Source organism: Lysobacter niastensis, assembly GCF_031457115.1.
Taxonomy (GTDB): domain Bacteria; phylum Pseudomonadota; class Gammaproteobacteria; order Xanthomonadales; family Xanthomonadaceae; genus Lysobacter_J; species Lysobacter_J niastensis_A.
Window position 1 is genome coordinate 30,059 of sequence record NZ_JAVDVY010000002.1, and the last position, 13,549, is coordinate 43,607.

The 13,549-nt window shown below is 66.4% G+C and carries 14 protein-coding genes; 5 read left to right on the forward strand and 9 right to left on the reverse strand.

The genetic code is table 11. The features are described 5' to 3' along the window. Nucleotides 1–261: 261 nt before the first annotated feature. Nucleotides 262–1,167: a LysR family transcriptional regulator gene (locus J2X06_RS09230; protein WP_310061395.1), complete on the reverse strand. Its 906-nt coding sequence runs from the start codon at nucleotides 1,165–1,167 to the stop codon at nucleotides 262–264. A 140-nt stretch (nucleotides 1,168–1,307) separates the two neighbouring features. Between J2X06_RS09230 and J2X06_RS09235 the strand changes: the two genes are divergently transcribed. From J2X06_RS09235 to J2X06_RS09255, 5 genes are all read left to right on the forward strand, one after another. Further along, a complete protein-coding gene (locus J2X06_RS09235) occupies nucleotides 1,308–2,171 on the forward strand; it encodes a pirin family protein (RefSeq protein WP_310061397.1) in 864 nt (287 codons plus the stop codon). A gap of 121 nt (nucleotides 2,172–2,292) precedes the next feature. Next, complete coding sequence (locus tag J2X06_RS09240) at nucleotides 2,293–2,934, forward strand: hydrolase (RefSeq protein ID WP_310061399.1); 642 nt, start codon at nucleotides 2,293–2,295, stop codon at nucleotides 2,932–2,934. Nucleotides 2,935–3,025: 91 nt separating this feature from the next. Continuing rightward, the gene (locus J2X06_RS09245; RefSeq protein WP_310061401.1) at nucleotides 3,026–3,712 is read left to right on the forward strand and encodes a hydrolase; all 687 of its coding nucleotides are present in this window, start codon (nucleotides 3,026–3,028) and stop codon (nucleotides 3,710–3,712) included. A 145-nt stretch (nucleotides 3,713–3,857) separates the two neighbouring features. Continuing rightward, nucleotides 3,858–4,229 (forward strand): VOC family protein, encoded by a 372-nt coding sequence (locus J2X06_RS09250; RefSeq protein ID WP_310061404.1) that lies wholly within the window; start codon nucleotides 3,858–3,860, stop codon nucleotides 4,227–4,229. A 16-nt stretch (nucleotides 4,230–4,245) separates the two neighbouring features. Continuing rightward, the gene (locus J2X06_RS09255; protein WP_310061407.1) at nucleotides 4,246–4,641 is read left to right on the forward strand and encodes a VOC family protein; all 396 of its coding nucleotides are present in this window, start codon (nucleotides 4,246–4,248) and stop codon (nucleotides 4,639–4,641) included. Between the two features lie 224 nt (nucleotides 4,642–4,865). Here the strand turns inward: J2X06_RS09255 and J2X06_RS09260 are convergent, their stop codons facing one another. The 8 genes from J2X06_RS09260 to folP all read right to left on the reverse strand — a co-directional run bounded on the left by J2X06_RS09260 (nucleotide 4,866) and on the right by folP (nucleotide 13,330). Next, nucleotides 4,866–6,158, reverse strand: a complete 1,293-nt coding sequence (locus J2X06_RS09260; RefSeq protein WP_310061410.1) for an adenylosuccinate synthase — start codon at nucleotides 6,156–6,158, stop codon at nucleotides 4,866–4,868. Between the two features lie 210 nt (nucleotides 6,159–6,368). Then, on the reverse strand, nucleotides 6,369–6,557 hold the full coding sequence (locus J2X06_RS09265) for a DUF2065 domain-containing protein (protein ID WP_310061411.1): 189 nt from the start codon (nucleotides 6,555–6,557) through the stop codon (nucleotides 6,369–6,371). 16 nt (nucleotides 6,558–6,573) lie between these two features. Further along, a complete protein-coding gene (gene hflC, locus J2X06_RS09270) occupies nucleotides 6,574–7,437 on the reverse strand; it encodes a protease modulator HflC (RefSeq protein WP_310061414.1) in 864 nt (287 codons plus the stop codon). Continuing rightward, on the reverse strand, nucleotides 7,434–8,561 hold the full coding sequence (gene hflK, locus J2X06_RS09275; RefSeq protein ID WP_310061417.1) for an FtsH protease activity modulator HflK: 1,128 nt from the start codon (nucleotides 8,559–8,561) through the stop codon (nucleotides 7,434–7,436). Before hflK ends, hflC begins: the two co-directional genes overlap by 4 nt. Before the next feature lie 183 nt (nucleotides 8,562–8,744). Beyond that, nucleotides 8,745–10,064 (reverse strand): ribosome rescue GTPase HflX, encoded by a 1,320-nt coding sequence (gene hflX / locus J2X06_RS09280; RefSeq protein WP_310061420.1) that lies wholly within the window; start codon nucleotides 10,062–10,064, stop codon nucleotides 8,745–8,747. 143 nt (nucleotides 10,065–10,207) lie between these two features. After that, nucleotides 10,208–10,486, reverse strand: coding sequence for an RNA chaperone Hfq (hfq, locus tag J2X06_RS09285; protein ID WP_310061422.1), 279 nt, complete (start codon nucleotides 10,484–10,486; stop codon nucleotides 10,208–10,210). A gap of 193 nt (nucleotides 10,487–10,679) precedes the next feature. After that, on the reverse strand, nucleotides 10,680–11,642 hold the full coding sequence (gene miaA, locus J2X06_RS09290) for a tRNA (adenosine(37)-N6)-dimethylallyltransferase MiaA (protein WP_310061423.1): 963 nt from the start codon (nucleotides 11,640–11,642) through the stop codon (nucleotides 10,680–10,682). Between the two features lie 785 nt (nucleotides 11,643–12,427). Further along, nucleotides 12,428–13,330 carry a dihydropteroate synthase gene (folP, locus tag J2X06_RS09295; RefSeq protein ID WP_310061425.1) on the reverse strand — a complete coding sequence of 301 codons (903 nt, stop codon included), beginning with the start codon at nucleotides 13,328–13,330 and terminating at the stop codon, nucleotides 12,428–12,430. Nucleotides 13,331–13,549: the final 219 nt, after the last annotated feature.

The window sequence follows — 13,549 nt, forward strand, 5'->3', positions numbered from 1 at the left end:
GCCGCGGCGTTACCAATCTGAAACGCGCTTGTCTGAATCGTGCTCAGGACGTCGCTCGATCCGATTCCATTGCCATGCAGATGTCGCGGCCACGCCGAAACCCCATTCACGATGCCTAGGCTCTCGTTAATGTGACGTCATTCGGCGACGCAGCCGGACCATCCGGCCTGCAATCCATTGGAACGGCGCGCGCGGTGACCGCAGGACGGTTTTTTTTTCGTTTTGCGGCCAACCGGATTCCGCCCCGTTCCCGAGCGCCGGTCAGTCCTCGTGCAACCGGGCAAACCCATCGGCCAGGTAGTCGATCACGGCGCGCACCGACGGCAGCAGGCCTCGGCGGGAGGCGAAGACGGCGTGAATGATCTCGCGTCGCGGTGCCCAGTCGGGCAGCACGCTCAACAGTTCGCCGCGGGCGAGTTCGGCCGTCACCATCATCGTCGGCAGTTGCACCAGGCCTACGCCGGCGACGGCGGCGGCGCGCAGGGCCAGCATGCCGCGGGTGATGTAGCGCGGGCGGTGGAAGACGGAGGCCTGGGCGCCGTCGGGGCCGTACAGCGTCCACACGTGTTCGTTCTGCGGCGTGCCCAGGTCGAGGCTGGGATAGCCCGACAGGTCCGCGGGTCCCTGCGGCAGCCCGAACTGCTGCACCAGCGCGGGACTGGCGACCAGGCACTGGCTGCGCTCGGCCAGCACGCGCATCACCAGGTCGCTGTCCTGCAGCGGCGGCGGGCGCACGCGGATCGCGATGTCGATGCCCTCGCCGATCACGTCGACGCGGCGGTTGGTCGCATCCAGGTGCACGTCGACGTGCGGGTGCTCGGCCATGAAGGCGGCCACCATGCCGCCGACATGCACATCCAGCAACGCCACCGGGCAGGCCATGCGCACCGTGCCGCGCGGCTCGCTGCGGGTGACGTCGATGGCTTCCTGGGCGGCTTCGGCTTCGACCAGCATCGCCTTGCAGTGCACGTAGTAGGTCTGGCCGATGTCGGTGACCGAGAAGTGGCGCGTGGACCGCTGGATCAGCCGCACGCCCAGGCGCTCCTCCAGCAGCGCGATGCGCCGGCTCAGTTTGGACTTGGGCATGCCCAGCGCGCGTCCGGCCGGCGCGAAGCCGCCGTGCTCGACCACCTGGGCGAAGTAGTACAGGTCGTTGAGGTCCTGCATCGGCCGTGCCCGCCAGCGTTCACCAGATAGGACTCTGAGGATAAATCCTGGCAGCTACTGGGGCCATCGTTCCGGGATTAGCGTGTGTTCCCGGAGAAACCGCCCGCATCGGGCCGGTTCCAAGAGTCTCGGAGATCACGATGAAGCAGGTCCTCGGCGTCTACACCGCTCCCAAGCCGCATTGGGTGGGCGACGGCTTTCCAGCCCGCTCGATGTTTTCGTACAACACCCACGGCAAACACCTGAGCCCGTTCCTGCTGCTGGACTATGCCGGACCGATGAAGTTCGACCCGGCCGCGCAGCCGCGCGGCGTCGGCCAGCATCCGCACCGCGGCTTCGAGACGGTCACCATCGTCTACGAGGGCGAGTTGGAGCATCGCGACTCCACCGGCGCGGGCGGCAAGATCGGCCCGGGCGACGTGCAGTGGATGACGGCGGCGTCGGGCATTCTTCACGAGGAGTTCCACTCGCCCGAGTTCACCCGCACCGGCGGCACGCTGGAAATGATGCAGCTGTGGGTCAACCTGCCGGCCAGCGACAAGATGGCGGCGCCGGGCTACCAGACGCTACTCGATGCGCAGATTCCTTCGGTGGATTTGCGCGATGGCGGCGGACGTGTCCGGGTGATCGCCGGCGAGTACGACGGGCATCGCGGCCCGGCGCGCACCTTCACGCCGATGGACGTGTGGGACGTGCGCCTGACACAAGGCCACACCGCGCAGTTCGCCATGCCGGAGGGACGCACGCTGGCGCTGGTGGTGATGCGCGGCACGGTGCTGGTCAACGGCGAGCACGTCGTGCGCGATGCGCAGATGGTGATGCTCGGCCGCGACGGCACCGACGTGTCGATCGAGGCCAACAGCGACGCCACGATCCTGCTGCTCAGCGGCGAGCCGATCGACGAGCCGATCGTCGGCTACGGGCCTTTCGTGATGAACACGCAGGAAGAGATCGCTCAGGCGATCAGCGACTTCAACGGCGGCAAGTTCGGTCAGGTCCACTGACCCCGGGGGCGCCGGTCCGACGACCGGCGCCCTGCACTACCGCGTGCTGCTTCGGCAGGACGCTTCAGCACGTCTCAGCGCTACTGCTCCATCCCCCACTCACTGCGTTTGGAGAAAGACCATGGCAAGCGAACCCATCCGCGATCCGTCCAAGGATCACCTGCTGACGCCGCAGAACTCGGCCTTCGTCATCATCGACTACCAACCCGTCCAGGTGAACTCGATCGCCTCGATGGACCGGCAGTTGCTGGTCAACAACATCGTCGGCGCCTCAAGGGCCGCAGTCGCCTATGGCCTGCCGATCGTGCACTCCACCGTCAACGTCAGGACCGGATTGAACAAGCCGCCAATTCCGCAACTGCGCAAGGTGCTGGACGGGTTCCCGACGTACGACCGCACCACGATCAACTCGTGGGAGGACCTGGAGTTCCGCAAGGCAGTGGAAGCCACTGGTCGCAGGAAGTTGATCATGACCGCGCTGTGGACCGAGGCCTGCCTGACGTTCCCGGCCCTGGATGCGCTGAAGGAAGGCTATGAGGTTTATGTCGTCGCCGACGCCGTCGGCGGCACTTCTGTGACCGCGCACGAAATGGCGCTGCGCCGCATCGAGCAGGCCGGCGGCAGGATGATCAGCGTGCCGCAGCTGTTCTGCGAATTGCAGCGCGACTGGCAGCGCAGCGAGACCGTTCCGGCCTTCATGAACCTGTTCATCGAAACCGGCGGCACGGCGGGAATCCAGTTCTCCTACGACCGCACCGAGTGAATTTGAACGCGACCGGCTCTCGGCTTGCCATGAGCCGGATCGTCCTACCCTTGCCCGCCTGCGGACGCCGTCCGAGGCATGGAGAACCAGCATGACTTTACCCGCCACCGCCAACTTCAACGGCGCCAAGCCGATCATCAACCCCGACGACGCCGCGCTGCTGCTGATCGATCACCAGAGCGGACTGTTCCAGACCGTGGCCGACATGCCGATGACGGTGTTGCGCGCGCATGCCACGGCGCTGGCGAAGATGGCGACGCTGGCCAAGCTGCCGGTGATCACTACCGCGTCGGTGCCGCAGGGCCCGAACGGCCCGCTCATTCCCGAGATCCACCAGTTCGCGCCGCATGCGAAGTACGTGCCGCGCCGCGGCGAGATCAACGCCTGGGACAACCCCGATTTCGTCGCCGCGGTGAAGGCTACCGGGCGCAAGCAACTGATCATCGCCGGCACCATCACCAGCGTATGCATGGCCTTCCCGAGCATCGCTGCGGTGGCCGACGGATATCAGGTGTTCGCGGTCGTCGACGCGTCGGGAACGTACTCGAAGATGGCACAGGAGATCACCCTGGCCCGTATCGTGCAGGCCGGCGTGGTGCCGATGGACACCGCCGCTGTCGCATCGGAGTTGCAGAAGACCTGGCATCGCGATGATGCGCAGCAGTGGGCCGAGGTCTACACGATGATCTTCCCGCCGTACCAACTGCTGATCGAGAGCTACATGAAGGCGCAGGACGTGGAGAAGCACCACGAAGTGCTGGATTCGCAGCGCGGTTGACCAGGAGTCGTAAAGTGAGGCGCGTCTTCGCGCCTCACTTTCCCGCGTGCCGACGGGGCTACACGCCTGCATAACCGGCCATGCCCCACATTGCCTCCGTGCGCCGCGCCACGCGACGCGACGCAACCACAACGGAGACATTGCCATGGCCAACAACCCCGTCGGCTGGTTCGAAATCTATGTGCAGGACATGAGCCGGGCGAAAGCCTTCTATGAATCCGTCTTGGCCACGAAGTTGGAGCGGCTGGAGAGCCCGGGCATCGAGATGTGGGCCTTTCCGATGCACCGCGACGCCGCGGGTGCCGCCGGTTCGCTGGTGAAGTACGAAGGCTATCCGTCCGGCGGCAACAGCACGCTGGTGTATTTCAGCTGTTCGGACTGCGCCACGGAGGCAAAACGCGCCGCGGCCCATGGTGGCGCGATCTTCAAGGAAAAATTCTCTATCGGCCAGTACGGCTTCATCGCGCTGGTGACCGATACGGAAGGCAACATGATCGGGCTGCATTCGATGCAGTAGATCCGCAGGGGGATGCATGGCCGTACAGCTCGATCATTTCATGGTGCCCAGCCGCAACCGCGTGGCGGCGGCGAAACTACTGGGCGAACTGCTGGGCGTGGCCTGGGCGGAAAGCGGCGTGGGCCCCTTCTCGCCCGTGTACGTGAACGATGGGCTGACGCTGGACTTCGACCAGACCGACGATCCCTTTCCCATCAGCCACTACGCGTTTCTCGTGGGACAGGACGAGTTCGATGCGATCCTGGGACGGATAAAGGCGGCGGGCATCGAATACCGCAGCACGCCGCAAGGCCCGGTCGACATGCGGATCAACACCGATCACGGCGGCAGCATCGTCTACTGGAACGAGCCCGATGGGCACTACTGGGAGATATTGACGGTGAGTTATGCGCGGCAGCCTTCCGGATGCTGAGGGTCACCATCCGTCCTTCGACTTCGCGCCTGCGGCGCTACGCTCAGGATGAACGGAAGTAAGTGATCGACATCGGATCTACAACCTGCCTCACCCCCCACCGTTCGTGCTGAGCGTAGGTGCGAGAAGCGCCGAAGTCGAAGCATGAGCGGGCAGGAAGACTGCACGCGCGCAAACAAAAAGGCCCCGCATCGCGGGGCCTTTTCAGCAATCCGCTGCAACGTTTACGCGAACGGATCCTGCAACACGATGTTCGCATCGCGATCCGGGCCGGTCGAAACGATGGCCAGCGGGCAACCGGCCAGCTCTTCCAGCGCGCGCAGATAGGCGCGGGCGGCGGCCGGCAGCTTGTCCCACTCGGTGATGCCGTGAGTGTTCTGGTCCCAACCCGGGAATTCCAGGTACACCGGCGTGCACTCTTCCCAGCCAGCAGCATCGAGCGGCGCGTACTCGGTGCGCTTGCCGCGGTATTCGTAGGCGATGCAGATCTTCAGCTTCTCCATGCCGTCGAGCACGTCGAGCTTGGTGATGCACAGGCCGGTGATGCCGTTGATGGCGACCGCGCGCTTGAGCGCGACGATGTCCATCCAGCCGCAGCGGCGCGGACGACCGGTGGTGGCGCCGTATTCCTGGCCGCGATCGCGCAGGCCCTGGCCGACGGCGTCGTCGAGCTCGGTCGGGAACGGGCCGCCACCGACGCGCGTGGCGTAGGCCTTGGCGATGCCGAGCACGTAATCGATGGCATCGGCGCCGACACCGGCACCGGCATAGGCGCCGCCGACGGTGGTGTTGCTGGATGTGACGTACGGATAGGTGCCGTGGTCAATGTCGAGCAGCGAGCCCTGCGCGCCTTCGAACAGCACGCGCTTGCCCTGCTTGCGCAGCTCGTGAAGGATGCCGGCCACGTCGGACTTCATCGGCTCGACGTATTCGCCGAAGGCCAGTGCTTCGTCCAGCGTCTTCTGGAAGTCCACGGCTTCCACGCCCAGGTACTTGGTCAGCACGAAGTTGTGGTAGTCCATCGTGTTGCGCAGCTTCTCGGCGAGCTGTTCGGGGTAATGCAGGTCGGCGACGCGGATGCCGCGACGCGCCACCTTGTCCTCGTAGGCCGGGCCGATGCCACGGCCGGTGGTGCCGATGGCCTTGCCGCCGGCGGCCTTCTCGCGAGCCTGATCCAGGGCGATGTGGTACGGCATGATCAGCGGCGTGGCCGGGCTGATCTTCAGGCGCGAGCGCACTTCAACGCCGTTGCCTTCGAGCTCGGCGATTTCCTTCTGCAGAGCGGCCGGCGACAGCACGACGCCGTTGCCGATCAGGCACAGCGCGTCGGGGCGCAGGATGCCGGAAGGGATCAGGTGCAGGACGGTCTTCTTGCCGCCGATGACCAGAGTGTGGCCGGCGTTGTGGCCGCCCTGGAAGCGCACGACGGCGCCGATCTCCTTGGTCAGCAGATCGACGATCTTGCCCTTGCCTTCATCGCCCCACTGGGCACCGAGAACGACGACTGACTGACCCATCACAGAGCTCCTGTACTGCAAATACGGTGGGGGACCCGGTTATCCGGGCAATCGCGGGACGGCCCCGCAAACAGCAAGAAAGCCGGCGGGGATGCCCCCGTCCGGCTTTTGTGCATTATCCGGGTTTTGGGGCAGCGGGGCCACCCCGGCAGTCGGAACGGACAGATTAGGGACAGGTGGCCCGTCCCTGTGCGGCGAACCCGGGTCGGCCTACTGCCTCACCAGCCACAACGACATCAGCCCGGCGCCCACCACCACCGCGCCGACCACCCGCAGGGAGCGGTCGGGCAAGGCGTGCAGATGTTCGGCGGCCCGCTTCCAGCCGCGCGGCGCGATGAAGAGAAACAATCCCTCCAGCACCGCGACCAGGCACAACGCCGACAATAGTTCGAGCTTCATGCGGTGCAGCGGTCCGTCAGCGGTCGGACTTGAGGTACTGCAGGAACGGATCGTCGCGTTCGAGCACGATCACGGCCTCGCCGTCGTTGAACGACTTGCGGTAGGCCTCCAGGCTGCGCTGGAACGCGTAGAAGCCCGGATCCTTGTTGGCAGCGGCGGCGTAGGTCTTCGCGGCCAGGGCATCGCCTTCGCCGCGCAGGCGCTGGGCGTCGCGCTCGGCCTCGGCCACGATCACTTCCTTGTCACGGTCGGCCTGCGCGCGCACGGTGTTGGCCTGCTCGGCGCCTTCGGCACGCAGGGCGCTGGCGACCTGTTGGCGTTGCGCGCGCATGCGGCGGTAGACGTCCTGGATGACCTGGCTGTCGGTCGGCAGGTCGATCTGCTTGATGCGCAGATCGACGATGCGCACGCCCATGGTCGCCGCGCCCTGGTTGATCGCCTCGATCTGGCGGCCGATGACCTCGGCGCGCGAGCCCGACACCACCTGTTGCAGCGTGCGGGTGTTGATCTCGTTGCGCAGCGAGTCCCTGATGATCGGCGCCAGGCGCTGCACCGCGAGCGATTCGTCGCCACCAGTGGCGCGGTAGAACGCACGCACGTCCTTGATCATGCCCACCGCGAAGAAGTCGACGCTGACGTCCTTGCGCTCGGAGGTGAGATAACGCTCGGGTTCGGAATCGAGCACCTGCAGGCGGCGGTCGAATACGCGCGCGGTTTCGACCAGCGGCACCTTGAAGTGCAGGCCGGGCCCAATGTCACTGCGCGAGACGCGGCCGAAGTTGAGGACCATGCCGGTCTGGCCTTCGTTGACGACGAAGACCGAACCAAGCAATGCGAGCAATGCCGCCACGATCAGGGCGACCCACATGGAAACTCTCATCGGGTGACCTCCTCACGGCCGGCGGGGCGTGGCGTGCGGCCAGTGCGGGCTGCCTCCTGCGCTTGTTGCTCGATGGTGGTGATGGTCGGCGCGAGGTTCTCCGGAGCCAGCATGCCCGTTGCGCTGCCGGGACGTGCACCGCCCTTGTCCGACATCGGCACATAGAGCAGCTGGCGCGAGTCGCCACCGACGATCTTGCGGTTGTCGGCCAGCACTTCCTGCAGGGTTTCCAGCCACAGGCGCTTGCGGGTGACTTCCGGCGCCGCCTGGTACTGGTCGACCAGCAGCGAGAAGCGGTCGGCGTCACCATCGGAGCGGGCGATGATCGCGGTCTTGTAGCCCTGGGCGACGGTGCGCACGCGGGCGGCCTGGCCGCGCGCCTCCGGCACCACCTGCGCGGCGTAGGCGCGGGCTTCGCTGATCAGGCGGTCCTTGTCCTGCTGGGCGCTGTTGACGTCGTCGAACGCGGGCTTGACCTCTTCCGGCGGCCGAGCGTTGGGCAGATTGAGCTCGGTAACGTCCAGGCCGGTGCGGTATGCGGCCAGCGATTTGCGCAGCTGCACCTTCGCCGATGCGGCCAACTCGTTGCGCGCGCCGAGCACGGTGTCCAGCGTGGAGCGGCCGACCTGTTCGCGCACGGTGCTGAGCGCTGCCTGGTGCAGCATCTGGTCGCCGTCGCGGGTGCCAAACAGGTACAGCTTGGGATCGCTGACGCGGTACTGGACGTTGATCTCGACGAACACGATGTTCTCGTCGGCGGTCAGGATCGGCACGTTGTCGCTGAAGGTCTTGATCTGGGTGGCGTTGAGCTTGGTCACGCGCTCGATCGGCCACGGTGCCTTGAAGTGCGGGCCCGGCTGCAGCACGCGCGAGAACTGGCCGAAGCGCAGGACGACGCCGCGTTCCTGTTCGGTCACCAGCACGAAGCAGTTGAAGGCCAGCCACAGCGCGAAGACGATGCCGACCCAGCGCAGAATGCCGCCACCGCCACCGCCACCACCCCCCAGGCCGCCGAACAGGCCGCGCAGGGAATCGAGCAGGCCGTCGAGCCCACCGCTGCCGCGTCGCCGCGGGGGACGGCGGTCGCCGCCGGAATTGTCACTGCCAGGGGTGTTCCAGGCCATGCCTGCTCCTAGGTTATGGAAGGCACGTCCCCTCCTGGGACGTGGGCGCCGCAATGAAGCGGCGCCGGATACGGCAACGCGATCGACTGGTCGGACAGGCCGGCTGAACAGTCGATCGCGGACGCTCGGTGATTCTAGGTGGGGGTTAACCCCGCCTCAAGCAATGCGGCTTCGGCAGGCAACTCAAGCAAGGTGATGATGCACCTCGTGATCGGCTGGCAGGGTTTCCAGCAGCGGCCGCAGCCACTCGCCGTGCGCCTGCGCGAACAGGCGCTGCGCATCGGCAATGGCCAGGTCGACGTCGAGCAGCCAGCCGTGCTCGTCGTGCGACTCGCGGCGCACGGCGCCCAGCTCGTGCAGACGGGCGCGCAGCCGCGCCGCCTGGGGGGGCACCCGCAGCGTGCCGGCGACGTGGCGCAACTCCAGGGCTTCGGCCAGCGCCTTGCGCAGCAGCTCCAGGCCGACGCCGTCGCGCGCGGACACCCAGACGCGGTCGTGGCCCTCGCCCGGGTGGTCGTGGCGCGGGGCGGCGCCCTCTACCTTGTCTATCTTGTTGAACACCAGCAACTGCGGCAGATCGCCGGCGCCGATGTCCTGCAACACCTCGTCGACCTGGCGAATGCGCTCGTCGCGCAAAGGATCGGCCGCGTCGATGACGTGCAGCAGCAGATCGGCGTCGCGCGCCTCCGACAGGGTCGAGCGGAACGCCGCGACCAGGTCGTGCGGCAGGTCGCGGACGAAACCGACGGTGTCGGCCAGCACCACGCCACCACCGGGCAGTTCGATGCGGCGCACGGTCGGGTCCAGCGTCGCGAACAACTGGTCGGCGGCGTAGGCATCGGCACCGGTCAGCGCGTTGAACAGCGTCGACTTGCCGGCGTTGGTGTATCCGACCAGCGCCACACGCGGCAGTTCGCTGCGCATGCGCGCACGACGCATCTGGGTGCGCTGCACTTCGACCTTGTCCAGGCGCTTTTGCAATTGCTCCAGGCGCTTCTGCAGCAGGCGGCGGTCGGTTTCGAGCTGGGTCTCGCCAGGGCCGCGCAGTCCGATCGAACCGCCGCGCTGGCGCTCAAGGTGGGTCCATCCGCGCACCAGGCGCGTGGCCATGTGGCGCAGCTGGGCGAGTTCGACCTGCAGCTTGCCTTCGTGGCTGCGCGCACGCAGGGCGAAGATGTCGAGGATCAGGCCGGTGCGATCGACCACGCGGCGCTCCAGCGCACGCTCGAGGTTGCGCTCCTGCCCGGGAGACAGCGGATGGTTGACCAGGATCAGGTCGGCGCCGGAGGCGTCGGCGGCGGCCTTGACCTCCTCCAGCTTGCCGCTGCCGATCAGCGTGGCGGCATTGGGACGGTCGATGCGGGCGGTCAGCACGGCGGCCACGGTGGCGCCAGCCGAACGCGCGAGGTCGGCGAACTCCTCCAGCAACCCCTCGTCCGGCGGTCCGCCGGCATGGGGCTGTATCAGCAGTGCGTTTTCGCCTTTGCGGGATCTTTCAAACAAACCGGTTCATGCCTGTGTAGAGCCTCGGACGAGGCCTAGCCCCAAGATGGGCACGCCGCAGGCCGGTTGCAAGGGCAGGCACCGACCGGCCATCGCTGGCGCGGCCGCCCTGCCTTCAACCGGTCCTATCCGGCTTGTCGGGCTTACTCGGTTTCCTCGCCCTCGCCGCCCTCGCCGCCCTCGGACGACTGCACGTAGCCGCCGCCCGGTCCCACGCGCACGTTGCGCGCCGGCACCACGGTGGAAATGGCGTGCTTGTAGACCATCTGGCTGACGGTATTGCGCAACAGCACCACGAACTGGTCGAAGGACTCGATGGTCCCCTGCAGCTTGATGCCGTTGACCAGGTACACCGAAACCGGCACACGTTCGCGACGCAGCGCGTTCAGGAAAGGATCCTGCAAAGATTGCCCCTTGGACATCTGTTACTCCCCGGTCGAGTTCTAGTTATAGGGTGATCGGCCTGGTTCGGGTGGCCGTGTCGCCGGCCTGTCCCCACAGCGGCGACGGGGCCGATGGTAACGCAAGTCGGTAGTGCTGTTCGTGTCCAGTTCAGTCGAATGCCAGGTCTGCGACCGGCGTCGGGGATGCGACACCCCTTTCGCGGGATCGCAGTCAGCGACCTGTGCCCACAAACAGCGCCAAGGCCGCCTCCAGCGCGGCGCGCTCGTGCTGCGGATCGAACCAGCGCGCATCGAGTTCACCCCGCAACCACGTCAGCTGGCGCTTGGCGAGCTGGCGCGTGGCGTAGATGCCACGGTCGCGGAACGCTGCGGCGTCGCAAGCGCCCTCAAGATGTTCCCAGGCCTGGCGGTATCCGACCGCGCGCAATGCCGGCAAGTCCAGCGGTCTCGGATGGTCGCGGAGCTCCGGCACGGCCCGAAGCTGCCGGACTTCATCCAGGAAACCTCCCGCCAGCATTGCATCGAAGCGCAGCGCGATGCGCTCATGCAGCACCGCGCGGTCGCCCGGTGCCAGCACCAGCTTGAGCACCCGGTACGGCAGGCGTGGCGCGGCAATGGACTCCAGCCGCCACTGGCTGATGGTGCGACCGGACAACCGGTAGACCTCCAGTGCCCGCTGGATACGCTGCGCATCGGTGGCGTGAATGCGCATCGCGGCCTGCGGATCGATCGCCGCCAGTTCGGCATGCAGCGCGGCCCACCCGCGCTCGCCCGCCTCGGCCTCGATCCGGGCGCGCGTGGCCGGGTCGGCTTCGGGCATCGGCGACAGCCCATGCAGCAGCGCGTGGAAATACAGGCCGGTGCCGCCGGCGAGGATCGGCATTCGGCCCCGCGCGTGGATATCGTCCAGCGCTCGTCGCGCATCGACCGCGAACTCGGCGGCCGAATACGGCTGCCAGGGATCGCGCAGGTCGATCAGGTGGTGCGGCACCTGGGCCTGCTCGTCGGCGGTGGGCTTGGCCGCGCCGATGTCCAGGCCCCGATAGACCAGCGCGGAGTCGACGCTGACGATCTCCCCGCCCAGGCGTTGCGCCCATTCCAGCGCAAGCGCGGTCTTGCCCGATGCGGTCGGGCCCATCAGCGCGATGGCGATCGGGCGTTGATCAGCGGGCATGGCGAGGTGTCGAACAGGCCCTGGACCGGTGGCGGAAGCGAAGCCTCGCACAGTCGAGCTCGGGGTTTCCACAATGGCTGTGGAGAACCGATGGGGCAAGCCTGTTGATAAGACGCTACGGACCAGTCCTGGCAAGGGCCCGCGGGTGTTTGGCGGTTTTTTCGCCAGCCCACTCTCGCTGTCCACATTGCCTGTGGACAAGCCTGCGGACAGACGCGTGATGAAGGCGGCGCGAGCCTGCAACGACGGGACGCCTCTGGAGTTTGGCTATTTTTTGACCAGCGCTTCGGCTTGACAGATCGCAATCGGCGGACAGGGCGTCGAATCTCCATCGCGCCCATGTCGCATCGCATCAACTTCGCGCGTGGAACATGCTGTCCACATTACCTGTGGACAAGCCTGCGGACATTCCCGGGACTATGACCATGCAGGCCAGCTGCGGCGGGCCTCTTCGCGACTTTGGCGAATTTTTGTCCAATGTTTTTTCTTGACGGATCGGTTGTGACATGCCGCCTTCCCACGCCGCGCGAGGACATGCATGTCACGTGTCCACAGACGCTGTGGACAACGCTGCGGACAGCAGTGTGGAAAGGATGCTGTCAGCCTTGCGTGGCAAGGGGTTCGCAAGGAATGGTGAAATATTGTCCAGCAGGGGATCGAGCCCGTCTTAAGAAAACTTCCACGCATGCAAAACGGCGATCTGCGTGGAACGCGTGCCTCGAAAAGTGCGCCCTTGTTGAACGGCCACATAGTGAAAGCAAATTCGCTATCGATCGACAAACCACTCACTCGTCATCCGGCCACTTGAAACTGGCAGCCGTGGTCTTTTCCTTGCGCGGCTGCGGCATCGCTGCCAGCGCATTCCACACCTTGATCGCATCGACGGTGGCGGCCACGTCGTGCACGCGCAACAGCAGTGCGCCGTGTTGCGCGGCGATCAGGTGCGCTGCCACGGAGCCGTACACGCGATCGCGCGGATCGTCGCGACCGGTCAGTTCGCCGATGGTGCGCTTGCGCGACATTCCCGCCAGCAAGGGCACGCCAAGCTCACTGAAGCGCTCCAGTTGCGACAGCAGCGTCAGGTTGTGCCGGGTGTTCTTGCCGAAACCGAAGCCGGGATCGACCACGATCTTCTTCTTGGCGATGCCGGCCATTTCAGCCGCGAAGATGCGCTCGGCGAGGAAGCGATGCACCTGCGCGACGACGTCGTCGTATTGCGGCGACTCCTGCATCGAGCGTGGCTCGCCCTGCATGTGCATCAGGACCACCGGCACGCCGAGCGCGGCGGCAGCATCGAGCGCGCCATCGCGACGCAACGCATAGACGTCGTTGATCATGCCGGCGCCGGCGGCGACCGCTGCACGCATCACTTCCGGCTTGGAGGTGTCGATGCTGATCGGCAGCGATGTCTTCCGGGCGAGTTGTTCGATCACCGGGACCACGCGGCGCAGTTCCTCTTCCAGCGACACGTCGGCGGCGCCGGGGCGCGTCGATTCGCCGCCGATATCGAGGATGTCGGCCCCCTCCTCCGCCAGCTGCAACCCGTGCGCGACGGCCGCTTCCAACGTGTGATGGGCGCCGCCGTCGGAAAACGAATCGGGCGTGACGTTGACGATGCCCATGATGCGCGGGCGGTCGAGCACCAGCGCGCGGCCGTTGCAGTCGAGGGTCAGGGAGGTGTCGAACATCGCGCGGCTCCTGAAGGCGTTGCGGCAGCGTAGCCGGAGCGGGAGGGCGGCGGAAGGATCGGCCGCTTCGTCTGGTCCACCTTCGACTTCGCGCCTGCGGCGCTACGCTCAGGACGAACGGTGGATCTGCCCGGCACCAAGATGTTCTTGGGAACCAGCCCGATCGCCCGTTCCGTTCGTCCTGAGCGTAGCGCAGCGAAGTCGAAGGAAGCGCAGTGA